This window comes from Pseudoduganella sp. HUAS MS19 (genome assembly GCF_053615455.1).
Genome location: NZ_CM132133.1, coordinates 4,770,561 through 4,792,058, shown reverse-complemented (window position 1 = coordinate 4,792,058; position 21,498 = coordinate 4,770,561). Strand labels below are relative to the sequence as shown.

The window sequence follows — 21,498 nt, the reverse complement described above, 5'->3', positions numbered from 1 at the left end:
GCCATGCTCGCGACCCGTACTGTAATTGCACTGGGCGTACTGGCACTGGCCAGCGGTTGCGGCAGCCTGAATCCTTTCAAGAAGGAAGACAAGTTCGCCCCTGCCAAGCTGGAAGAAATCAAATCCGGCGTGCCGGCGCGCATCGTCTGGAAGCACAGCACCAGCAAGGCCGGCGCCAACGTCTTTACGCCTGCGCTGGCAGTTAACAGCGTGTTCGTGGCCGATTCCGACGGCGTGATCGAACGCCTGGATGCTGCCAGCGGCAAGGTGCAGTGGCGCAGCAAGACCGGCGCCGACCTGACGGCCGGCGTGGGCGTCAGCCCGGACGGCAAGCTGGTGGCCGTGGGCGCGGTCAAGGGCCAACTGATGGCCTTCGACGGCAGCGGCAAGGCGCTGTGGAAGGTTCAGGCATCGAGCGAGATCCTGTCGGCGCCGGCAGTGGGCAACGACGTCGTGATCGTGCGCACCGTGGACAACAAGGTGACCGCCTATGACGCGGCCGACGGCAAGAAACGCTGGTTCATCCAGCGCGTGACGCCGCCGCTGACCCTGCGCAATATGCCGGGCCTGGTGATCGCCAACAGCAACGTGTACGCGGCGCAGCCTGCGGGCCGCATCCTGGCGCTGGCACTGTCGAACGGCGTGCCGCGCTTCGAGGTACCGCTGTCCGAACCGCGCGGCGCCACCGAACTGGAACGCGTGTCCGACATCAGCGGCACGCCAAGCGTATACGAACAGGACCTGTGCGCTGTGAGCTACCAGGGCAAGGTGGGCTGCCTGGACCTGAACACCGGCGTGGCCCGCTGGACCAAGCCGGCATCGTCGGACGTGGGCGTGGGCGTCGACCAGCGCTTCGTGTTCGTGTCGGACGAGAAGGGCGCCGTACAAGCCTTTGCCCGCGAAGGCGGGGCGTCGGCGTGGAAGAACGAGAAGCTGGCTTACCGCCGCTTGTCGGCTCCGGTTTCCTATGGCCGTTTCGTGGCCGTGGGCGACCTCGAAGGTTATGTGCACTTCCTGTCGCGGGAAGATGGCACGGTATTAGGCCGGATCAGTACCGACGGCAGCGCCATCAAGGCGGCGCCGCTGTTGGCCGGTCCGAATGTGATTTTCCAAACCCAGAATGGGACTGTGGCCGCTATCGCGGTCGAATAAAAATAATATGAAGCCGGTAATTGCACTTGTTGGTCGCCCGAACGTCGGGAAATCGACCTTATTCAATCGACTGACCCGCTCGCGCGATGCGCTGGTGGCGGATCTTCCTGGCCTGACGCGCGATCGTCACTATGGCGAGGGCCGCGTGGGCAATCGCCCATTCCTGGTCATCGATACCGGCGGTTTCGAGCCGGTCGCCAAGGAAGGCATCATGTTCCAGATGGCCCTGCAGACCAAGCAGGCTGTGGCGGAGGCCGACGTGGTGGTGTTCCTGGTCGATGGCCGCCAGGGCATGACCCCGCACGACAAGACGATTACCGATTTCCTGCGCAAATCCGGCCGTCCGGTGCTGCTTGTTGTGAACAAGGCCGAAGGCATGCGTTACACCGCTGCCGTGTCGGACTTCTATGAGCTGGGCCTGGGCGATCCGTATGCGATTTCCGGCGCTCATGGCGACGGCGTGCACGACCTGGTGGCCGAGGCGCTGGACAAGGCCTTCGCTTCGCGTCCGGCCGACGAGGAAGAACTGCTGCCGCAGGAGCGCGGCGTGAAGATTGCCCTGGTGGGCCGTCCGAACGTGGGCAAGTCGACCCTGATCAACACCCTGGTGGGCGAAGAGCGCGTGATCGCTTTCGACATGCCGGGCACCACCCGCGATTCGATCGAAATTCCGTTCGAGCGCGATGGCAGGCAGTACACCCTGATCGACACGGCAGGTATCCGCCGCCGCGGCAAGGTGTTCGAGGCGATCGAGAAGTTCTCGGTGGTGAAGACGCTGCAGTCGATCTCGGAAGCCAATGTGGTGATCCTGATGCTCGATGCGCAGCAGGACATCTCCGAGCAGGACGCCCATATCGCGGGCTTTATCCTGGAATCGGGCCGCGCCCTGGTGGTGGCGGTCAACAAGTGGGACGGCCTGCAGTCGGACGACCGCGACCAGGTGAAGATGGACATGGACCGCAAGCTGGACTTCCTGTCCTTTGCCAATACCCACTTCATCTCGGCCCTGCGCGGTACCGGCATCGGCCCGCTGATGAAGTCCGTGAACGGCGCTTATGCGGCCGCCACGGCCGACCTGCCGACGCCGAAGCTGACCCGCGCCTTGCAGGAAGCGATCGAGAAGCAGGAACCGAAGCGCAAGGCGGGCGTGCGTCCGAAGATGCGCTATGCGCACCAGGGCGGCCAGAATCCGCCGATCATCGTCATTCACGGCAATTCGCTGGATGCGGTGTCCGAGCCGTACAAGCGCTATCTGGAGAAGCATTTCCGTGATAGCTTCAAGCTGGTCGGCACGCCGCTGCGCATCGAGTTGCGTAATGGCAAGAATCCTTTTGATAAACGCGAAGGTAAATAAATGGGGTACGTCCCCATTTTCAGTCGACCTTAAGGTTTATCCCGCTGCAAGATTTAAAAAAACAAGGTACAGTGTCTTTGGAGCAGCATCCCCAGCACTTGAAAAACAGGCGCAGCGTCTCCAATTCGTACACAACAACATAAAACGGAGCTGTTATGAGCAATAAAGGGCAATTGTTACAAGACCCATTCCTGAACGCGCTGCGCAAAGAGCACGTTCCAGTCTCGATCTACCTGGTCAACGGCATCAAGCTGCAGGGCCATATCGAGTCTTTCGACCAATACGTGGTCCTGCTGCGTAACACCGTGACCCAGATGGTTTACAAGCACGCCATTTCCACCGTGGTGCCTGCCCGCGCCGTCAACCTGAACATGGATAACTCCTCCGAGGCAGCGGAGTAAGACACTTCGTATGCGTGCAGCTTTAGTCGGGGTAGATTTCGGTCAGGGCGACTTTGCTGCCAGTATCGAGGAGTTGATGCTGCTGGCCCGCTCCGCGGGCGCAGAGCCGGTCACCACCATTACCGGCAAACGGTCTTCGCCGGATGCCGCGTATTTCGTCGGCAGCGGCAAGGCCGACGAAATCGGTCATGCAGTGCAGGACCACAAGCTCGAGATCGTGATCTTCAATCATGCGCTGTCCCCAGCCCAGCAGCGCAATCTGGAAAAACGCCTGAACGTCAGGGTGCTTGACCGCACCAGCCTGATCCTCGACATCTTTGCGCAGCGCGCGCAAAGCCACGAGGGCAAGCTGCAGGTCGAGCTGGCCCAGTTGCAGCACCTGGCCACGCGCCTGGTGCGCGGCTGGACCCACCTGGAACGCCAGAAGGGCGGTATCGGCCTGCGCGGCCCCGGCGAAACCCAGCTCGAGACCGACCGCCGCCTGATCGGCGAAAGGGTGAAGATGCTGCGGGCCCGCCTGGCCAAGCTGCGCAAGCAGCACGAGACCCAGCGCCGCGCCCGTGGCCGCAACCATACTTTCTCGGTGTCCCTGGTTGGCTATACCAATGCCGGCAAATCGACCCTGTTCAACACCATGACCAAGGCCGGTGTCTATGTGGCGGACCAGTTGTTTGCCACGCTCGATACCACTTCGCGCCGCGTCTACATGGGCGAGGAAATCGGCAATGTGGTGGTGTCCGACACTGTCGGCTTCGTGCGCGAACTGCCGCACCAGCTGGTGGCGGCCTTCCGCGCCACGCTGGAAGAGACCATCCATGCCGACCTGCTGCTGCATGTGGTCGATGGTTCGTCGCCGGTGCGCATGGAGCAGATCGAGCAGGTCAACCTGGTACTGCGCGAAATCGGCGCCGACCATATTCCGCAGATCCTGGTGTGGAACAAGATCGATGCGGCAGGCCTGGAGCCGGCGGTAGAACGTAATGAGTATGATAAGATTTCCCGCGTATTCATCAGCGCACGTACGGGCGAAGGCCTGAACCTGCTGCGCGATGCAATCTGTGAGGCAGCACGGGATGAGCAGGAGGCGCTCGCCAACCCCAAAGAAGAGGTGGCGCCTGACAGTATTCTCACCTTTACCCAAGTAGGATCTCACTAAAAGAAAAATATGCCTTTTTCCTCTCTCAAGAAAAGACTCGGCAGCTATATTGCCCAGGAAGGCAAAAAGCCCGGCGATGGACCACCGGACCTCGATCAACTCTGGCGTGATTTCAACCAGCGCCTGAACGGCCTGTTTGGCGGCGGCAAAAACCGCGGCACCAATTCGGGCGGCGGCGGCAACGGCGGCGGCGACATGAAGGGCGCCGGCTTCACCGTTGGCGCAGTCGCTTCGGTGGCGGCCCTGGTGTGGCTCGCATCCGGCGCATTCATCGTGCAGGAAGGCCAGACCGGCGTCGTCACCACGTTCGGCAAATTCAGCCACACCACGCCGGCCGGTTTCAACTGGCGCTGGCCGTATCCGTTCCAGGGCAATGAAATCGTCAATGTGTCCCAGGTGCGCACCGTGGAGGTGGGCTATAAGGGCAATGCGAGGGTCAAGGTTGCTGCCGAGGCGCTGATGCTGACCGAAGACGAGAACATCATCGACATCCAGTTTGCCGTGCAGTACAAGCTGAGCGACCCGGTGAAGTGGCTGTATGCCAACCGCGATGCGGAAGACACCGTGCGCCAGGTGGCCGAGACGGCCATCCGCGAAATCGTCGGCCGCAGCAAGATGGACTTCGTGCTGTATGAAGGCCGCGAGAAAGTCGCCACCGATACCCAGCAACTGATGCAGTCCATCCTGGACCGTTACAACTCGGGCGCGCAAGTGACCAACGTGACGATGCAGGGCGTGCAGCCGCCGGAGCAGGTGCAGGCGGCCTTTGACGACGCCGTGAAAGCGGGGCAGGACCGCGAGCGCCAGAAGAACGAAGGCCAGGCTTATGCCAACGACATCGTGCCGAAAGCGCGCGGCGCGGCATTCCGCCTGATCCAGGAAGCCGAGGCGTACCGCGCCATGACGGTGCAGAACGCCACCGGTAACGCGGACCGCTTCAAGTCCGTGCTGACCGAGTACCAGAAGGCGCCGGCCGTGACGCGCGACCGCATGTACCTGGACACCATGCAGCAGATCTTCTCCAACACCAGCAAGGTGATGGTCGACTCCAAGGCCGGCAGCAACCTGCTGTACCTGCCGCTGGACAAGCTGATCGCCCAGGTGGCAGCCACCGAAGGCCGCGCCGCCAGCGTCACGCCACCGCCGCCGGCCGCTGTGCTGCTGCCGCCGGAACCGACACCCGACCCGAACCGCCGTGACAGCCGTTCGCGTGAATCGTCCCGTGACCGGGAGGGCCGTTAATGAATCGCTTTGCAACTATCCTGATTACGGGCTTCATCGCCCTGATGCTGCTGTCGTCCACGGTGTTCGTGGTGGACCAGCGCAAGTACGCCATCGTGTTCGCACTGGGTGAAGTGAAGCAGGTGATTGCCGAACCTGGCCTGCACTTCAAGCTGCCGCCGCCATTCCAGAACGTGGTGTACCTGGACAAGCGCATCCAGACCCTGGACCCGAAAGAGGCTGACCGCTTCATCACCGCCGAAAAGATGAACATCCTGGTGGATGCCTTCGTCAAATGGCGGGTGACCGATCCGCGCCTGTACTTCGTCTCCTTTGGCGGCGATGAGGGCAGGGCGGGCGACCGCATGCAGCAGATCGTGAAAGCGGCCCTGAACGACGAGATCACCAAGCGCACCGTGCGCGAAGTGATCTCCGGCCAGCGCGGCAAGGTGATGGAGTCGATCCGCAGCAAGGTGGTGGACGAGGCCAAGCAGATCGGCGTGGAGATCGTCGACGTACGCCTGAAACGTGTGGATTACGTCGAGCAGATCAACAATTCCGTGTACGAGCGCATGAAGGCAGAACGCGCCCGGGTGGCCAATGAAGCCCGCTCCACCGGCGCCGCCGAATCGGAACAGGTGCGTGCCGACGCGGACAAGCAGCGTACCGTGATTCTGGCCGAGGCTTACCGCGAAGCGGAGAAGATCAAGGGCGAAGGCGATGCCAAGGCGTCCCAGATCTATGCCGAGGCATTTGGCCGCAATCCGGAGTTCTACAAGTTCTACCGCTCGCTGGAGGCCTACCGCGCTTCCTTCAAGACCAAGGCTGACGTGATGCTGGTCGATCCGCAGTCCGACTTCTTCAAATACTTCAAGAGCGCAGGCGCGGGCAAGTAAGCGCCGGCGGCAAGAAAAAGGGGGACGAAAAAATGGGGACGGACCCCAATTAATGGGGTACTTCTCCATTAATTGGGGTCCGTCCCCATTTTTTACCTGCACCGCAACAATTTCGCGTAAAATACGCGGTTTGGTCATCCGCTTTTGTGGATGGCGTCGTTGCGCCTGCATTGTTTTTAATTCAATAGCACCAACCATGCCGAATTGGCTTTTGCCTGAATATATTGCCGACGTCTTGCCTTCCGAAGCACGCAAGATCGAGGAGCTGCGCCGCATGATGCTGGATAACTTCCGGCTGTACGGTTACGAGCTTGTGATGCCGCCGATGCTGGAGTACGTCGAGTCGCTGTTGACCGGCGCCGGCACCGACACGGACTTGCGCACTTTCAAACTGGTGGACCAGATCTCCGGCCGCATGCTGGGCCTGCGCGCCGACATGACGACGCAGGTGGCGCGCATCGACGCCCACCTGCTGAACCGCGCCACGGTGACGCGCCTGTGCTATGCCGGCTCGGTCCTGCACACCCGCCCGTCCGGCCTGCATTCAACCCGCGAGCCGTACCAGATCGGCGCCGAGATTTACGGCCATGCCGGCCTGGAGGCGGATGCTGAAATCCAGGAACTGGCGCTTGGCTCCCTGACCCTGGCCGGCTTTACCGACCTTCGCCTGGACCTGACCCACGTCGGCGTGCTGCGCGCGATCCTGGCACAGGATCCGGCCGCGACCAGGGATTACGACGCCATCGTGGCCCTCTTGCGCGGCAAGGACGTGCCTGGCCTGCAGCAGCAGACTGCCCGCTACAACGAAACGACGCGCGCCGCCCTGCTGGCGTTGCCGAACCTGTACGGCGACGTCGAAGTGCTGAAGCGTGCCCGTGAAGTGCTGCCCGCACTGCCTGGCATCACCCATGCGCTGGCCGAACTGGCGGCGCTGGCGGCATCGGCCATCGGCCGCGCTGAAGTGGCGATCGACCTGGCCGACCTGCGCGGCTACCAGTACGAGAGCGGCGCCATGTTCGCGCTGTACGTGCCGGGCCTGCCGAACGCGGTCGCACGCGGCGGACGCTACGACCACGTGGGCGAGGCATTCGGCCGCGCGCGCCCGGCAACCGGCTTTTCACTGGACCTGCGCGAGCTGGCGCGCCTGCTGCCCACCGCGGAGCGCAAGCACTCGATCCGCGCGCCCTGGGGCAATGCACCGGAACTGAAGGAAAAAATCGCCGAGCTGCGCAAGGCCGGCGAAGTTGTGATCCAGTCCCTGCCGGGTCACAACGATGAACAGGACGAGTTCGAGTGCGATCGCGCGCTGGTGCTCGACGAAAGTGGTAGTAACTGGATTCTCAAAAACTTAGGTTAATTGTGATGTCAAACAAAACTGCAAAGAACGTTGTTGTTATCGGCACCCAGTGGGGCGATGAAGGCAAAGGCAAGATCGTCGACTGGTTGACTGAACACGCCCAGGGCGTGGTGCGCTTCCAAGGCGGCCACAACGCGGGCCACACCCTCGTGATCGGCGGCGTCAAGACCGCCCTGCAGCTCATCCCTTCGGGCATCATGCGCCCAGGCGTGGCCTGCTACATCGGCAACGGCGTGGTGCTGTCCGTGCCTGACGTGCTGCGCGAAATCGACAAGCTGGAAGCTGCCGGCGTGGAAGTGGCTTCCCGCCTGAAGATCTCCGAGGCTTGCCCGGTCATCCTGCCTTACCACACCGCGCTGGATGCAGCCCGTGAAGCCGCCCGCGGCGCCGCCAAGATCGGCACCACCGGCAAAGGCATCGGCCCTGCATACGAAGACAAAGTCGCGCGCCGCGCCATCCGCGTGGCCGACCTGCTCAACGCAGAACGCTTTGCAGAAAAGCTGAAAGAGAACCTGGACTATCACAACTACGTCCTGGAAAACTACCTCAAAGCGCCGAAGATCGACTACCAGAAGACCCTGGACGACGCGCTGGCCTACGTGCCGCGCCTGCGCCCGATGGTGACCGACGTATCGTCCGCGCTGTACGCGACCCACAAGGCCGGCGGCTCGCTGCTGTTCGAAGGTGCGCAAGGTTCGCTGCTGGACGTCGATCACGGCACCTACCCGTTCGTCACCTCGTCGAACTGCGTGGCAGGTAACGCTGCTGCCGGTGCCGGCGTCGGTCCTGGCATGCTGCACTACATCCTGGGCATCACCAAGGCCTACACCACCCGCGTTGGTTCCGGCCCGTTCCCATCCGAACTGCCGACCGATGCCGGCGTTGGCCACCACCTGTCCTCCGTGGGCCACGAGTTCGGCACCGTGACCGGCCGCGCCCGCCGTTGCGGCTGGTTCGACGCAGCGCTGCTGCGCCGCTCGGTGCAGATCAACGGCGTGTCGGGCATGTGCCTGACCAAGCTGGACGTGCTGGACGGCCTGGAAACCCTGAAGATCTGCACCGGCTACACCATCAACGGCAAGCAGGTCGACATCTTCCCGGTCGGCGCCGAAGACGCGGCCCTGTGCCAGCCTATTTACGAAGAAATGCCGGGCTGGACCGAAAGCACCGTCGGCGCCAAGTCGATGGACGCGCTGCCGGCCACCGCACGTGCCTATATCAAGCGCATCGAAGAACTGGTCGGCGTGCCGATCGACATGGTTTCCACCGGCCCTGACCGCGAAGAGACCATCGTCCTGCGCCATCCATTTGCCTAAGTAAGAAAGAATAAGAGCATGACCACTCCTGTATCCGACCAAAAGCACCTGTGGGTTAGCTGGGACGAGTACCACCGCCTGATCGAGCGCCTGGCGCTGAAGGTCCATGAATCGGGCTGGAAGTTCGACATGGTGCTGTGCCTGGCGCGCGGCGGCGTGCGTCCGGGCGACGTGTTCTCGCGCATCTTCGACGTGCCGCTGGCGATCCTGTCGACCAGCTCCTACCGCGAAGAAGCCGGCACCGTGCGCGGCGACCTGGATATCGCCAAGTACATGACCATGACCAAGGGCCCGCTGTCGGGCAAGATCCTGCTGGTTGACGACCTGGCAGATTCCGGCGTGACCCTGACCAAGGTGATGAAGCACCTGAAGGACAACTTCGAGGGCGTGACCGAGGTGAAATCGGCCGTGATCTGGACCAAGGGCTGCTCCGCATTCAAGCCGGATTACCAGATGGAAGAACTGCCGCATAACCCATGGATCCACCAGCCGTTCGAAGACTACGACGGCCTGCGTCCGCACCAGCTGGCGGCCTGGATCAAGAAAGGCGAGACTGGCGCGTAATTGGCGCCGGCTTCAGGAAAGAGGCGGAAGGGCGAAAGTCCTTCCGCTTTTTTTTTTCAACGTACTTCCAGCAGTTCGACGTCGAAGATCAGGGTGGAGTTAGGCGGGATCGGACCGATGCCATTGCTGCCATAGCCCAGGCTGGCAGGCACGATCAGGGTGCGCTTGCCGCCCACCTTCATGCCCTGCACGCCCTGGTCCCAGCCCGGGATCACCTGTCCGGCGCCAAGCGGGAAACTGAACGGGCTGCGTCCGATGGAAGAGTCGAACTGTGCACCGTGCTGCTGCGGCGCGTTCGGTTCGTAGATCCAGCCAGTGTAGTTGACCACGACGTTAGCGCCGGCGACCGCCTCTTTGCCGGTGCCGACAACGGTATCGATCTTTTGCAGGGGAGTGGCCGCAGCCGCAGCCTGCGTGGGCGCCGGCGCCTTGCTGCGGTCGCAGGCCGCCAGTGCCAGGGTAAGGCTGGCGCCGATAAGGCAGGAGGAAATCAGTCGCATCATCATCTTCTTTCAAGTTGAACGGAAAAGAAGCGAGTGTACTGAATCCGCCACAAAGTGAGAAAAAATTTGCAAGGCGTGGAAATTCGAGATATTTCCTATTGGAAATGACTATACAATTCCTGGCATCATTTTGCCATGGCCGGGATTGTCGATGTTTCCTTCGATGTTATTCTCATTGATGCTGGCAGTATCTCCTCCGGAGCCGGGCGGCGCCCCGGCCGCCAGGCCGGCCGTGCTGCAGAAGCACTGGGCCGAGCGCAAATTCGACGCCATCGAGCGCAGCCTGCGCGAGTCGTGCACTGCCGATCCGGCCGGTTTCGAAGCGCAGTTCGACAGCCATTTCCGCACCACGCAAACCTGGGAAGCCGACCGCATCGCGCTGGAGCAATGGCGCCAGCAAGCACCCGATGCCCTGGCGCAGGCGCTGGTGGAAGCGATCTACTGGCGCGCCTACGCTGCGCAACTGCGCCTTGGCGCCGTCGGCCATTTGCCGAAAGAAGCGATGCAGTTCTACCAGGAGCAACTGGGCCGCGGCATCGCGCGCCTGCAGCATGTGAAGGGGCAGGCCAATGCCTGCCCCTTGTGGCATAGCCTGACTATCAGCCTGCAGCTCGAAGGCGCCGGATCGCGCCGCAGCGCTGCCACCGCCTACCTCGACGCAGTGCAGGTGTTCCCGCACGACCTGCAGATCCATTTCGCCATGTCGCGGGCTTACAGCCCGCGCGCGGGCGGCAGCGCGGTGCAGTTCGACCAGTTTGCGCGGCGCGCCGTGTTCTTCAGCAAGGCGGTGGAAGGCGGCGCCATGTATGCCCGGCTGTACTGGCGCGAAGACGGCAACGGCAGCCATGCGATCCAGTTCCGCGAGCAGCGCGGTCTGCCGGAATGGCGTATGGTGAAAAGCGGCTTTGAGGACCTGTTGCAGCGGCAACCGCAAGACCTGCGCGGGCGGAACAAGTTTGCCTCGTTTGCCTGCCGCGCCAACGATCGCCAGACCTACCTCAGGCTACGCCAGGAGCTGGGCGAGCGCATCTTGCCCGAGCTGTGGCCGGACGTGGCCAGTGTCGAGGCGTGCGACCGCAAGCTGGGCAAGGGCGCTTCGGCGGCCACTTCGCCGCCGCAAGCCAGTGGTGTAAACTCCCGCTCATGACCCAAGACTTCTTCCAGACCTTCATCCTGCTGATGCTGGTGACCGACCCGTTCGGCAACGTTCCTATTTTTGCATCGGCGCTGGCAACGGTGCCGCCCAAGCGCCGCCCGAAAATCGTGGTGCGCGAGTGCCTGATCGCCTTCGTCGTGCTGCTGGTGTTCATGTTCTTCGGCAGCCACTTCCTCAAGGCCCTGAGCCTGTCGGAAGCTTCGCTGCGCATTGCCGGCAGCGTGATCCTGATGCTGATCGCGATCCGCATGGTGTTCCCGCATCCGGACGGGGTGCTGGGCAAGCAGGAGGGCGGCGAACCGTTTATTGTGCCGCTGGCGATTCCTGCCCTGGCCGGGCCTTCGGCGCTGGCAACCGTGCTGCTGTTTTCGCGCGAGAGCACCGGCGAAGTGCTCGTGCACGTGGCAGCGCTGGCAGCCGTCGTGGTGGTCTGGCTGGTGGTATTCCTTGGCGCTGAACGCTTGCAAAAAGCGCTTGGCTCGCAGGTAATGACCGCCTTCGAGCGTTTGATGGGGCTGATCCTGGCCGCGATGGCGATCGAAATGCTGCTGGCCGGCATCCGCGATTTCGTCAAGACGCTCTAATGTCGGGCAACTTCAACTATTTCAGGATCGAGGCGGCTGCCGATCAGGGGCTGTTCGGCACGCCGGGCCTGCCAGTAGATTTCAATTCCGCCATTGCGATGCCGCCAGGCCTTGACCTGGAATGGAATAATCTGGTTGAAACCGGGTACGAGGCGCTCCACGGTGATTGGCAGAAAGTGGCCCGGCAGTGGATGTTCAAGCAGGCGGCAAACGGCCTGGGGCTGCACTTTCCGCTGCAAAGCAGGGAGGACTTGCTCGAGGCTTTCCGCACGATGGAATGCTGGCCGGAGTATAAATCGCTGGCCGACCGGGCGGCGGGCAACCTGGCCGCATATGGGTTCGCCACGCGAGAGCCGTGGCAACGGAAGCACTGGGGGACCGAGGGTAACGCCGAAGGCGGCCTGGTGCAGACTTGCGATGGCAGTGTCGCCGCCTCGTTCATTGCCAACAAATGCCCCACGGCGGTGCTCAAGGCTTGGTCCAGCCGCTGCCCGGGAATCGACTTCCACGTAAGCTATGCCGACGACCATCTGCGCGGCGGAAAACGCTTCGTCGTTCGCGATGGACGCATCAGCGGCCAGACCGAGCTGCTGCCCGAAGAGCGCAAGGCATTGGTGGCGGCCATTGCCGGTACGGGCTTGCCTTGCAAGCATGCAGTATCGGCTGCCAAAGTGCTGTAGCCGGGCTTCTTACGCAAGGGCGTCGGCGCTATCCGGTCTTGTTTGAGTCGGCGAGCGGCCTTGATGCGGGATGCCTCATTGTGAATTTTCGTGACTTTTTCTGGCAGGCAATGGCAATATAATCATCCGAGTTTGCCGCCCCTGCGGCTCCACAATGAAGGTGATGCATGCACGTCCTGATCATATTGGGAATCGTTGTGCTGTTGGTTATGCTGTTCTACAAGTCGACCAACCAGTACGTACAACCGGCCGGTACGCAAGGCCCGGCGCCAGCGCAAGCCATGGACGGCGATGCGCCGCCGGTGCAAATCGGCTGGGTCTCCAACGGCAAGCTGTTCGTGCAGGGCGGTTACGGCGCAGTGCAGGAGATCGCCAGTCCTTATGCGCAGCAGGCGATGGACCGCGCGGAGCGCAGCCGCGAAAAGAATGCGTGGAAAAAGGACACTGCCTTTGGTGTCGCTGCGCAGGGCAACTACCGGGATTTCGACCGGCACAGCGATCCATTCCTGATCTCGTCGGCGCTCTTCACCGGCGCTGGCAAGCTGCTGTACTTCCAGGCCGATCACGGCATGGGCGGGCTGTTTTCCTACGATATCGCCAGCGGGCATGAAGAACGATTGCTGCACCGCCAGCAATTGCAGTTAGATGACCTGTGCCTGTCGCCTTCCGGCGAGACCATCGTTTGCACCTTGCGAGCGCTCGGTGGCGTCAGCCATATCGCGACCATGCGCAGCAATGGCGATGGCCTGCGTGAACTGACTGGCGGCGACACGATCGATTCCGCGCCTACGCCGGTGCCGGGCGATGAGTCCACGGTGATCTACCAGTCGGCAGCCATTGGGCGTGACCAGCATGGTGGCTGGGCTGCGACGGGACATGTGACGCTGCAGGAATTGAATACTGCGACCGGCCGCATTACTCCTGTGCTGGAAGATCCGCGCTACGATTTCCTGTCGCCGCGCGTGGCGCCGGATGGTGCGCTGTTCTTCATTCGCCGCCCTTATGAACCGCCGCAGTACAACGCCGGGAATGTGGCGCTCGACACGCTGTTCTTCCCATTCCGATTGTTGCGCGCAGTATTCCATTACCTGAATTTCTTCTCGCTGATGTACTCGCGCAAGCCGCTGACGGGTGCGAGCGGCATGCCGATGCAGGCCGACATGAAGGATATCGTCCTGCAGGGCAAGCGCATCGATGCCGAACGTGCGTTGCGCCGGGAAGCCAGCATTGGCGGCGTTCCTTCGCTGGTGCCCTCGTCGTGGCAGTTGATGCGCCGCATGCGGAGCGGAGGCGAGTCCGTGGTGGCCAGCAATGTGAGTTCGTTCGATATCACACCGAACGGCACCATCGTCTACAGCAATGGCCGCGGCCTGTTTGCACTGGATGCCCAGGGCCGCTCGTCGCTGGTGTCGCAAGGTGACCTGGTGGGTTCTGTACTTGCGCAGGACCGGGCGGCATGAACGACGTCGAGCCGCAATTCCGCTGCGTCGGTTGCAACCGCGGCGTGCTGAATCGCAGCGTTGCGCGCTGTCTGTACTGCGGCGTTGACTTGCCGGCCGAGGCAAGGCTTTCACCTGAGCAGATTGCGCAACGTAACGCGGAGCACGCCCGAATGGAAGAGGCCCGCAGGCGCCTTGCGCAGCCAGCCCCGCCAAGCTCGCAGGCGGGCGGTAGCCAGGTTTCGAGTATCGCCGAAGGCGTATCGGCGGGAATAGATGTCATCGATCTGATCGGAGATGGCATCTCCGCGATAGGAAAACTCCTGGACTAAAACATGTTGCTTCGATAATGACGGCATGGCAGGATAATGATCCCGCCATGCCAATCATTAAAGGAGCTGTCATGTCCCTGCGCATCAACGATACCGCACCAAACTTCAAAGCCCAGACTACCAAAGGCCCAATCGATTTCCATGAGTGGATTGGCGACCAGTGGGCCGTCCTGTTCTCGCATCCAAAAGATTTCACGCCGGTCTGCACCACTGAACTGGGCTACATGGCCAAGATCGAGCCGGAGTTCACCAAGCGGAATACCAAGATCATCGGCTTGTCGATCGACCCGGTCGAAAACCACAGCAAGTGGGCTAGCGACATTGAAGAAACCCAGGGCGCCAAGGTGAATTATCCGATGATTGGCGATACGGACCTGCAAGTGGCAAAGCTGTACAACATGCTGCCGGCAGAAGAGCCTGGCACTTCGGACGGCCGCACCGCTGCCACCAATGCCACCGTGCGTTCGGTGTTCATCGTTGGCCCGGACAAGAAGATCAAGCTGATGCTGACTTATCCGATGACGACCGGGCGTAACTTCGACGAGATCCTGCGCGTGCTGGATTCGATGCAGCTGACTGCCAAGCACAAGGTGGCCACGCCGGTAAACTGGAAGGATGGTGAGGATGTGATTATCGCTGGCTCGGTCAGCGATGATGATGCGAAGAATCTGTTCCCGGGCGGGTGGAAGGCGCCGAAGCCATATTTGCGTATCGTTAAGCAGCCTTCCTGAAACCGGCAAACCGGTGTCTGACCCGCAGGGTCAGACCCCCAACGGTTTCGCAGCCGCGGGCTTGGGTTCAAAGCCTTTGATTTTCGATGAAGGTCAACGGCGCAGAAGCGAAACCCCAGGCCGCTGCGCAGACAGGGTCTGACCCAGCGGGTCAGCCCCTGGTTTACCGGTTTTAAAGCGCATCAGCCCCCGGCGCCCCAAACAGCTGCTCTTTGAGATGGTGCAACTGATCCCGCACCTGCGCCGCCTTTTCGAACTCCAGGTTCTTCGCATGCTCGAGCATAAGCTTCTCGAGCCGCTTGATCTCCTTGCTGATCTGCTTCTCGCTCATCGCCTCATACTTCGCCGCCTCTTCGGCCACCTCAAGCTGTTCGCGCGCCGCGGCGCTGTAGACGCCATCGATCATATCCTTGATGATCTTCTTCACACCACGCGGCACAATGCCCATCTTCTCGTTATAGGCGATCTGCTTGGCCCGGCGACGCTCGGTTTCATCGATCGCCCGCTTCATCGAATCGGTGATATTGTCAGCGTAAAGCAGCGCCACCCCGTTCAGGTTACGTGCCGCACGGCCAATGGTCTGGATCAGCGAACGCTCCGAACGCAGGAAGCCTTCCTTGTCCGCATCCAGGATCGCCACCAGTGACACCTCCGGCAAGTCCAGGCCCTCGCGCAGCAGGTTAATCCCCACCAGCACATCAAACGTGCCGATCCTCAGGTCGCGCAGGATTTCCACGCGTTCCACGGTATCGACATCGCTATGCAGGTAGCGCACTTTGATGCCATGGTCGCCCAGGTATTCGGTGAGCTGTTCCGCCATGCGCTTGGTCAGCGTAGTGACCAGCACGCGTTCATTCTTTTCGATGCGGTCATTGATCTCGCCCAGCAGGTCATCGACCTGGGTGCGGGCAGGGCGCACAATGACTTGCGGGTCGACCAGGCCGGTTGGGCGCACCACCTGTTCGACCACGGCGCCGGCGTTCTTTTTCTCGTATTCGGCGGGGGTAGCGGAGACGAAAACCGTCTGCCGCATCTTCGACTCGAATTCCTCAAACTTCAGCGGGCGGTTATCCAGTGCCGAAGGGAGGCGGAAGCCGTAATCCACCAGGTTTGTCTTGCGCGAGCGGTCGCCGTTGTACATGGCCGAAAGCTGGCCGATCAGCACGTGCGACTCGTCCAGGAACATCAGCGCGTCGCGCGGCAGGTAGTCAACCAGTGTGGGCGGCGGGTCGCCCGGTTTGGCGCCGGACAGATGGCGCGAATAGTTCTCGATGCCCTTGGTGAATCCCACTTCCGACATCATCTCAAGGTCAAAGCGCGTACGCTGTTCCAGGCGCTGCTCTTCAATCAGCTTGTTCTCGCGGCGGAAGAACTCCAGGCGCTCTCGCAGTTCCTCCTTGATGGTCTCGATCGCGCGCAGCACGGTGGCGCGCGGCGTCACGTAGTGCGAACCAGGATAGACGGTGAAACGCGGGATCTTCTGTTTGACCTTGCCGGTCAGCGGGTCGAAGAGCTGGATCGTCTCCAGTTCGTCATCGAACATCTCAAGGCGCACTGCCAGGTCGGCGTGTTCGGCGGGGAAGATGTCGATGGTGTCGCCGCGCACGCGGAAGGTGCCGCGGCCGAAGTCCATTTCATTGCGCGTGTACTGCATCTGGATCAGGCGCGCGATGATATCGCGCTGCGACACACGGTCTTTGGCACGCAGCGTCAGGATCATCTGATGGTATTCGTTCGGATTACCGATACCATAAATGGCCGACACGGTAGCCACGATCACCACGTCGCGCCGCTCCATCAGCGACTTGGTACAGGACAGGCGCATCTGTTCGATGTGCTCATTGATCGACGAGTCCTTTTCAATGAACAGGTCGCGCTGTGGCACGTAGGCTTCCGGTTGATAGTAATCGTAGTACGACACAAAGTACTCGACCGCGTTCTCCGGGAAGAACTCACGGAATTCGGAATACAGCTGCGCCGCCAGAGTCTTGTTCGGTGCGAAAACGATGGCCGGACGGCCCATGCGCGCGATCACATTGGCCATGGTGTAGGTCTTGCCGGACCCCGTCACACCGAGCAGGGTCTGGAACGACAAACCGTCTTCAATCCCTTCACACAAGCCATCAATGGCAGTCGGCTGGTCGCCGGCGGGAGGGAAGGGCTGGTGCAGCCGGTAAAGCGAATCCGGGAAAGTGATCACTTCCGGTGCCGGGGCACCCGTATTTTGGGAATCAGACATTAATGCAGACCTTTGATAGAATATGCGATTGTCGGCGGCCCCGACCGGATTTTGTTCGGGTGCCGGCTTGTTCTTGCATCTGCCCGCCCCAAAACGTTACCAATCTGACCATGACGAACTCTTCCGTTTTCAGCGCCATCGAGATGGCCCCGCGCGACCCGATCCTCGGCATCACCGAAGCCTTCAATGCAGACACTAACCCAGCGAAAATCAACCTGGGCGTAGGCGTCTATTATGACGACAATGGCAAAGTGCCGCTGCTGAAGTGCGTAGAAAAAGCGGAAGCAATCCTGATCGAACAGCACGCCCCGCGCACCTACCTGCCGATTGAAGGCCTGGCAGCTTACGACAAGGCTGTACAAGAGCTGGTATTTGGTGCCGACAGCGCCGTAATTCAAGAGAAACGTGCAGTGACCGTCCAGGCACTGGGCGGCACCGGCGCGCTGAAAATCGGCGCCGACTTCCTGAAGCGCTTCTCGCCGGAATCCGAGGTTTACATCAGCAACCCAAGCTGGGAAAACCACCGCGCCCTGTTCGAGAGCGCCGGTTTCAAGGTCAACAACTACGCCTACTACGACGAGACCACCCATGGCGTGAATTTCGCCGCCATGCTGGCTGCGCTGAAGGCCATGCCGCGCGGTTCCATCGTCGTGCTGCACGCTTGCTGCCACAATCCGACCGGCGCCGACCTGACCCAGTCCCAGTGGGATGAGGTGATTGCCGCTGTCGTCGCAGGCGGCCTGGTGCCGTTCCTGGACATGGCATACCAGGGCTTCGGTGCCGGCATCGCGGAAGACGGCGCCGTGGTGCGCCGCTTCGCCGCTACCGGTGTGGCGCTGCTGGTGTCGAACTCCTTCTCCAAGTCCTTCTCGCTGTACGGCGAGCGCGTGGGCGCCCTGAGCGTGGTGGCTTCCTCCGCCGAAGAGGCGGCACGCCTGTTGTCGCAACTGAAGCGCGTGGTGCGCACCAACTATTCCAATCCACCGGTCCACGGCGGCAAGGTCGTGGCAACCGCCCTGGCGACCCCTGAACTGCGCCAGATGTGGGAAGACGAACTGGCCGGTATGCGCGTGCGCATCAAGGAAATGCGCGAAGCCTTCGTGCAGAAGCTGAAGGTCAAGGCTCCCGGCCACGACTTCGACTTCGTGCGTGAGCAGGTCGGCATGTTCTCGTACTCCGGCCTGACCAAGGAGCAGGTTGGCAAGCTGCGCGAACAGTCGATCTACGCTGTGGACACCGGCCGTATCTGCGTCGCAGCGCTGAATTCGAAGAATATTGATGTGGTGGTTGACGCCATCGCCAAGGTACTTTAATATGCTGCTCTCTGATCGCAACGCGGTCAGAGAATGATCCCTGATAGCTCAGTCGGTAGAGCGACGGACTGTTAATCCGCAGGTCCCTGGTTCGAGTCCAGGTCGGGGAGCCAGAATTCCGTAGTATGCCAAGAACCCAGCCCTAACCCGGTTGGGTTTTTGCTTTTCAGGGGCCGTTTATTTGCGCTTAGTGGGCCGTGGAGGGCGTCGTTGAGGGGGCTGGATGGAGGATGGCATGTCCAGGGCCACGTTGCGGCAGCAGGGCTACAGCAATGCCGTTGTGGTTTGAAGCCTTGAGCGAGCCAAGGATGCATTACCCGAGGTTAAATTTGTTCACTCCTGCGACCGTACAATGAAAGCGGCGCGCCAGCTTGTGAGTGCCTAATTCAAAAATCGAACCCGTGCCGGAGCGAGTCCTTAGATACCCTCTGTTCTAATTTTTTCGCGGTAAAAATCTTTAGTGAATTGCCAAGGACCTGACAGATACGCTTTGGCGCGGGACGAATTCTTTTTTGCGGCAGTCGCATAAAAAATTTCGGCCTCATCGAGCAAATGTTCGTCCCTCGAAATTAAAGCGTATTGCGCTAGCGCAGTGGCATATCGGAGCGCTGCTTCGGCATCCCCGAGTTCAGCCTCTTCGCGGAGCCCTGCCAAAAAATCGTCCCACTCAGAGGCGGTGATTCCTTGGTGATTTTCAGGGTGAAGCAAGTGAATGCAAGTCCCAAAGATGATCTTCTCGAACAACTTCGGGTCTGCCGAATCGCCCTTTAGTTCAGCAAAGCCAAGAGTTAGCAGCGGATTCTTCCGACTTTCGACCGGGTTTTCGCCTTCGAGGTGGGATACAAGAACGCTCTCAGCCTCAAAGTCAAAATCCAATTGTAGGCTGACCTTTCCATTGCGATTTTCAGTCATGGTATTTCCAATCTAGTGTCAGTTACACGGATGATCTTTGAAGCATTTTTCATTGCAGGCGAAAGCCTCATCAATTGCTTCCTTTTTACATTGTTCATACTTTTCCGGGTTTGGAGCAACTCCGGTAGGCCCGAACATTGCATTGCAATAAGGGACCCTCGCGGCAAAATTCCGTTCGCATTTTGCCAAACACTCGCGCCTTGCACCGCCATTATCCCTTGATCCGTCGCTTGGGCCTGTCCTCCCTAGCAGCCCAGATGCCCAATCAGGGAGTGACCACGTTGGTAGATGAGGGCTGGGTTTCGTTATCCAAGCCCAGCTACGCCACCAAAATAATCACCGTTACTCAGTCTTCGTGACGTTTGCATCGTCAAGCGTGACTACGTGACCGAGCTAAGTGCCACACTGCACCGCTAAGTTGCCGAGGTTTAAATTACTCAGAAAAGCACTCGTCCTGGGGTATCAAGCCATCCGGACGTATCCGTCCTTGGGATATGGCGGCTCATGCAGCGTTCACTAGGCAATGGAAGACGGGTCAATTTGAGTGGGCCAATTCGGCGAGCAAACGACCAGAATGTTGCAAATTGATGCACCAAACTAGCAATCTCATCCCCGCACCTCATTCTTCGTTAATGCCGAGGCCTGTCCAGGGGGGGGCGCGAGCACTTATACTCGAGTTTTGTGATTTTAGAAATTTTCGAAACATTCTGAGGATAGAGAAGATGAAATTGTGGTTGCCCATGTTTGCATTGGCGTTGGTAACTGGTTGTGCAACGTCAGCCAAGCCTATTCCCGACAATATTCCGCACGCATTGCTAAAATTCGGGCCAGCTCAGGGAATTGAAGGAATTGGCGCTTATTGGTTCGATAATGATAAGTGTCAGCCTGGCGAGCACTCCGGGAAAGTGGGCACGATGTCCTGGATGAGCGGTCGTGAAGCGCAGGCTACAGTGCCGTCGGACAAAGCTGTCTACGTAGCTCAGCACTGGGCCGTCGGCGGAGCTGGCGGGTGCGGTACGACAGTTTGTTTGAGCAGCTGTTCTAGCATGGTTCAATTCGTTCCTCAAAATGGTCGCACATATGCAGCAAAACTCGAACTCCATGGAAATTCATGTGCGACCAAAATCGTCGACATTAGCGAAGGGGACAATGTCTCGATACCGGTACAGCGTCCAGTTGCATCCTGCCTTAATACGCGATAACCGGTTGCCAGGTCCGCAGAGCTTTTAATCCCAAAGAAAGGCCCGCATTGGTTCGGCTGGGAATTCTTTGTTTCCGGGCCGGGCCATGCGCGCAGGCGGGCGGAAATGAAAACGCCGGCCACCAGGGCCGGCGTTTTCTTCCGGAGGAAAGCCCAGCTTCTGGTTATCAGAAGTAGAAATTGCCGGAGATGCCGAAGTGGTCGGCTTTCACATCGCGCTTGCCCGGGGCCTTGAATTTTTCCTTTACATAGCGCATTTTCATGCCGACTCGCGGGATGAAGAAGTATTCGACTTCCACCACGCCGCTCAGGGTGCTGTCGGACTTGCCGCCTACGTCTGGAGCATCGCCGTCGCTGCTCAGCTTGGCGCTCTTGATGTAACGCAGGCCGCCACCGAGGCGCCAGTTTTCGTTCATGTGGTAGTAGCCCAGCACTTCAACCGGGAAACGCTCGAACTTGAGTTTGCCGTTTCTGGCGCTGGCGTCGTCAACGTGATAGTTGAGGGTGCCCTGAATCGAGAACTCTTCATCCAGGCGGTAGTTTGCACCGAAGGTGAAATAGACCAGGCCGCCGGCCTTGACGTCGCGCGACCAGCCGCTTTCATATTCGGCGGTGACGAGGGTGTCACCGCCGTGGCTCACCCCGGTACCTACCAGGAAGCGCAACGGAGGCTCGGTGGTTTGAGTTTGGGCCTGGGCCGCGCCCATGGTTGCGAGGAGGGTGGTGATTGCGAATACAAACTTTTTCATGCTTACAAAGGTTTAGGACTTAAGGAGGCCGGAGTCTAACTTGAAGGATTTCCAAATGGCAACTGATTTATTAGATGGAAAACTTGATTATTAAAAGTTGAACGGGAGTGGCTCTCTTGAGGCTCGGGTTCAATAGTGTGCGCGCGAATAGTTGTTTGCGGTAAAGTTGCGAGAAGAATAACCATTCATTCTCGCAATAGAGATTGCCGCGCACGATGCTGATCAGTCCTCCATTCTTACCC

Annotated in this window: 21 protein-coding genes and 1 tRNA gene; 18 read left to right on the top strand and 4 right to left on the bottom strand. The window is 60.3% G+C overall.

From position 1 onward, the window contains the following. The first annotated feature begins 3 nt into the window (after window positions 1-3). The 9 genes from bamB to ACWBU6_RS21900 all read left to right on the top strand — a co-directional run bounded on the left by bamB (window position 4) and on the right by ACWBU6_RS21900 (window position 9,417). Window positions 4-1,152 (top strand): outer membrane protein assembly factor BamB, encoded by a 1,149-nt coding sequence (bamB, locus tag ACWBU6_RS21940; protein WP_452645473.1) that lies wholly within the window; start codon window positions 4-6, stop codon window positions 1,150-1,152. Between the two features lie 7 nt (window positions 1,153-1,159). Continuing rightward, window positions 1,160-2,506: a ribosome biogenesis GTPase Der gene (gene der, locus ACWBU6_RS21935; RefSeq protein WP_452645472.1), complete on the top strand. Its 1,347-nt coding sequence runs from the start codon at window positions 1,160-1,162 to the stop codon at window positions 2,504-2,506. A 155-nt stretch (window positions 2,507-2,661) separates the two neighbouring features. After that, complete coding sequence (hfq, locus tag ACWBU6_RS21930) at window positions 2,662-2,907, top strand: RNA chaperone Hfq (protein ID WP_055931606.1); 246 nt, start codon at window positions 2,662-2,664, stop codon at window positions 2,905-2,907. Window positions 2,908-2,917: 10 nt separating this feature from the next. Then, window positions 2,918-4,063 (top strand): GTPase HflX, encoded by a 1,146-nt coding sequence (gene hflX / locus ACWBU6_RS21925; RefSeq protein ID WP_452645471.1) that lies wholly within the window; start codon window positions 2,918-2,920, stop codon window positions 4,061-4,063. A 9-nt stretch (window positions 4,064-4,072) separates the two neighbouring features. Continuing rightward, window positions 4,073-5,305, top strand: a complete 1,233-nt coding sequence (gene hflK, locus ACWBU6_RS21920) for an FtsH protease activity modulator HflK (RefSeq protein WP_452645470.1) — start codon at window positions 4,073-4,075, stop codon at window positions 5,303-5,305. After that, window positions 5,305-6,180, top strand: coding sequence for a protease modulator HflC (hflC, locus tag ACWBU6_RS21915; RefSeq protein ID WP_452645469.1), 876 nt, complete (start codon window positions 5,305-5,307; stop codon window positions 6,178-6,180). The genes hflK and hflC overlap by 1 nt, the downstream gene beginning before the upstream one ends. 196 nt (window positions 6,181-6,376) lie before the next feature. Continuing rightward, entirely contained in the window at window positions 6,377-7,537 is a 1,161-nt protein-coding gene (locus ACWBU6_RS21910) for an ATP phosphoribosyltransferase regulatory subunit (RefSeq protein WP_452645468.1), read from the top strand. A 5-nt stretch (window positions 7,538-7,542) separates the two neighbouring features. Continuing rightward, window positions 7,543-8,853 (top strand): adenylosuccinate synthase, encoded by a 1,311-nt coding sequence (locus tag ACWBU6_RS21905; RefSeq protein WP_452645467.1) that lies wholly within the window; start codon window positions 7,543-7,545, stop codon window positions 8,851-8,853. 18 nt (window positions 8,854-8,871) lie between these two features. Beyond that, entirely contained in the window at window positions 8,872-9,417 is a 546-nt protein-coding gene (locus ACWBU6_RS21900) for a phosphoribosyltransferase (RefSeq protein WP_028104425.1), read from the top strand. 56 nt (window positions 9,418-9,473) lie between these two features. Here ACWBU6_RS21900 and ACWBU6_RS21895 read toward each other — a convergent pair whose 3' ends face one another. Then, complete coding sequence (locus ACWBU6_RS21895) at window positions 9,474-9,920, bottom strand: FKBP-type peptidyl-prolyl cis-trans isomerase (protein ID WP_452649602.1); 447 nt, start codon at window positions 9,918-9,920, stop codon at window positions 9,474-9,476. A gap of 163 nt (window positions 9,921-10,083) precedes the next feature. On the opposite strand from ACWBU6_RS21895, the gene ACWBU6_RS21890 reads away from it, so the two are divergent. The 6 genes from ACWBU6_RS21890 to ACWBU6_RS21865 all read left to right on the top strand — a co-directional run bounded on the left by ACWBU6_RS21890 (window position 10,084) and on the right by ACWBU6_RS21865 (window position 14,842). Continuing rightward, on the top strand, window positions 10,084-11,067 hold the full coding sequence (locus ACWBU6_RS21890; protein ID WP_452645466.1) for a hypothetical protein: 984 nt from the start codon (window positions 10,084-10,086) through the stop codon (window positions 11,065-11,067). After that, on the top strand, window positions 11,064-11,660 hold the full coding sequence (locus ACWBU6_RS21885; protein ID WP_452645465.1) for a MarC family protein: 597 nt from the start codon (window positions 11,064-11,066) through the stop codon (window positions 11,658-11,660). Before ACWBU6_RS21890 ends, ACWBU6_RS21885 begins: the two co-directional genes overlap by 4 nt. Then, complete coding sequence (locus tag ACWBU6_RS21880) at window positions 11,660-12,340, top strand: hypothetical protein (protein ID WP_452645464.1); 681 nt, start codon at window positions 11,660-11,662, stop codon at window positions 12,338-12,340. Before ACWBU6_RS21885 ends, ACWBU6_RS21880 begins: the two co-directional genes overlap by 1 nt. A gap of 167 nt (window positions 12,341-12,507) precedes the next feature. Then, complete coding sequence (locus ACWBU6_RS21875) at window positions 12,508-13,800, top strand: hypothetical protein (protein ID WP_452645463.1); 1,293 nt, start codon at window positions 12,508-12,510, stop codon at window positions 13,798-13,800. Continuing rightward, entirely contained in the window at window positions 13,797-14,111 is a 315-nt protein-coding gene (locus ACWBU6_RS21870; protein ID WP_452645462.1) for a hypothetical protein, read from the top strand. The genes ACWBU6_RS21875 and ACWBU6_RS21870 overlap by 4 nt, the downstream gene beginning before the upstream one ends. A 71-nt stretch (window positions 14,112-14,182) precedes the next feature. After that, window positions 14,183-14,842: a peroxiredoxin gene (locus ACWBU6_RS21865; protein ID WP_057259507.1), complete on the top strand. Its 660-nt coding sequence runs from the start codon at window positions 14,183-14,185 to the stop codon at window positions 14,840-14,842. 172 nt (window positions 14,843-15,014) lie between these two features. Here the strand turns inward: ACWBU6_RS21865 and uvrB are convergent, their stop codons facing one another. Then, complete coding sequence (uvrB, locus tag ACWBU6_RS21860; RefSeq protein WP_452645461.1) at window positions 15,015-17,081, bottom strand: excinuclease ABC subunit UvrB; 2,067 nt, start codon at window positions 17,079-17,081, stop codon at window positions 15,015-15,017. A gap of 110 nt (window positions 17,082-17,191) precedes the next feature. Here uvrB and ACWBU6_RS21855 point away from each other — a divergent pair, with 110 nt between their 5' ends. Next, window positions 17,192-18,394, top strand: a complete 1,203-nt coding sequence (locus tag ACWBU6_RS21855; RefSeq protein WP_452645460.1) for an amino acid aminotransferase — start codon at window positions 17,192-17,194, stop codon at window positions 18,392-18,394. A gap of 37 nt (window positions 18,395-18,431) precedes the next feature. Further along, a tRNA-Asn gene (locus tag ACWBU6_RS21850) sits at window positions 18,432-18,507 on the top strand. Between the two features lie 304 nt (window positions 18,508-18,811). Here ACWBU6_RS21850 and ACWBU6_RS21845 read toward each other — a convergent pair. After that, window positions 18,812-19,306 (bottom strand): hypothetical protein, encoded by a 495-nt coding sequence (locus tag ACWBU6_RS21845; protein WP_452645459.1) that lies wholly within the window; start codon window positions 19,304-19,306, stop codon window positions 18,812-18,814. A gap of 722 nt (window positions 19,307-20,028) precedes the next feature. On the opposite strand from ACWBU6_RS21845, the gene ACWBU6_RS21840 reads away from it, so the two are divergent. Beyond that, window positions 20,029-20,508 (top strand): hypothetical protein, encoded by a 480-nt coding sequence (locus tag ACWBU6_RS21840; RefSeq protein ID WP_452645458.1) that lies wholly within the window; start codon window positions 20,029-20,031, stop codon window positions 20,506-20,508. Window positions 20,509-20,674: 166 nt separating this feature from the next. Here ACWBU6_RS21840 and ACWBU6_RS21835 read toward each other — a convergent pair whose 3' ends face one another. Continuing rightward, on the bottom strand, window positions 20,675-21,256 hold the full coding sequence (locus ACWBU6_RS21835; RefSeq protein WP_452645457.1) for an outer membrane beta-barrel protein: 582 nt from the start codon (window positions 21,254-21,256) through the stop codon (window positions 20,675-20,677). Window positions 21,257-21,498: the final 242 nt, after the last annotated feature.

Bases quoted from the DNA above. Each gene is read 5' to 3' on its own strand.
- bamB (WP_452645473.1), top strand. From the start codon at position 4: ATGCTCGCGACCCGTACTGTAATTGCACTGGGCGTACTGGCACTGGCC.
- der (WP_452645472.1), top strand. From the start codon at position 1,160: ATGAAGCCGGTAATTGCACTTGTTGGTCGCCCGAACGTCGGGAAATCG.
- hfq (WP_055931606.1), top strand. From the start codon at position 2,662: ATGAGCAATAAAGGGCAATTGTTACAAGACCCATTCCTGAACGCGCTG.
- hflX (WP_452645471.1), top strand. From the start codon at position 2,918: ATGCGTGCAGCTTTAGTCGGGGTAGATTTCGGTCAGGGCGACTTTGCT.
- hflK (WP_452645470.1), top strand. From the start codon at position 4,073: ATGCCTTTTTCCTCTCTCAAGAAAAGACTCGGCAGCTATATTGCCCAG.
- hflC (WP_452645469.1), top strand. From the start codon at position 5,305: ATGAATCGCTTTGCAACTATCCTGATTACGGGCTTCATCGCCCTGATG.
- ACWBU6_RS21910 (WP_452645468.1), top strand. From the start codon at position 6,377: ATGCCGAATTGGCTTTTGCCTGAATATATTGCCGACGTCTTGCCTTCC.
- ACWBU6_RS21905 (WP_452645467.1), top strand. From the start codon at position 7,543: ATGTCAAACAAAACTGCAAAGAACGTTGTTGTTATCGGCACCCAGTGG.
- ACWBU6_RS21900 (WP_028104425.1), top strand. From the start codon at position 8,872: ATGACCACTCCTGTATCCGACCAAAAGCACCTGTGGGTTAGCTGGGAC.
- ACWBU6_RS21895 (WP_452649602.1), bottom strand. From the start codon at position 9,920: ATGATGCGACTGATTTCCTCCTGCCTTATCGGCGCCAGCCTTACCCTG.
- ACWBU6_RS21890 (WP_452645466.1), top strand. From the start codon at position 10,084: ATGTTATTCTCATTGATGCTGGCAGTATCTCCTCCGGAGCCGGGCGGC.
- ACWBU6_RS21885 (WP_452645465.1), top strand. From the start codon at position 11,064: ATGACCCAAGACTTCTTCCAGACCTTCATCCTGCTGATGCTGGTGACC.
- ACWBU6_RS21880 (WP_452645464.1), top strand. From the start codon at position 11,660: ATGTCGGGCAACTTCAACTATTTCAGGATCGAGGCGGCTGCCGATCAG.
- ACWBU6_RS21875 (WP_452645463.1), top strand. From the start codon at position 12,508: ATGCACGTCCTGATCATATTGGGAATCGTTGTGCTGTTGGTTATGCTG.
- ACWBU6_RS21870 (WP_452645462.1), top strand. From the start codon at position 13,797: ATGAACGACGTCGAGCCGCAATTCCGCTGCGTCGGTTGCAACCGCGGC.
- ACWBU6_RS21865 (WP_057259507.1), top strand. From the start codon at position 14,183: ATGTCCCTGCGCATCAACGATACCGCACCAAACTTCAAAGCCCAGACT.
- uvrB (WP_452645461.1), bottom strand. From the start codon at position 17,081: ATGTCTGATTCCCAAAATACGGGTGCCCCGGCACCGGAAGTGATCACT.
- ACWBU6_RS21855 (WP_452645460.1), top strand. From the start codon at position 17,192: ATGACGAACTCTTCCGTTTTCAGCGCCATCGAGATGGCCCCGCGCGAC.
- ACWBU6_RS21845 (WP_452645459.1), bottom strand. From the start codon at position 19,306: ATGACTGAAAATCGCAATGGAAAGGTCAGCCTACAATTGGATTTTGAC.
- ACWBU6_RS21840 (WP_452645458.1), top strand. From the start codon at position 20,029: ATGAAATTGTGGTTGCCCATGTTTGCATTGGCGTTGGTAACTGGTTGT.
- ACWBU6_RS21835 (WP_452645457.1), bottom strand. From the start codon at position 21,256: ATGAAAAAGTTTGTATTCGCAATCACCACCCTCCTCGCAACCATGGGC.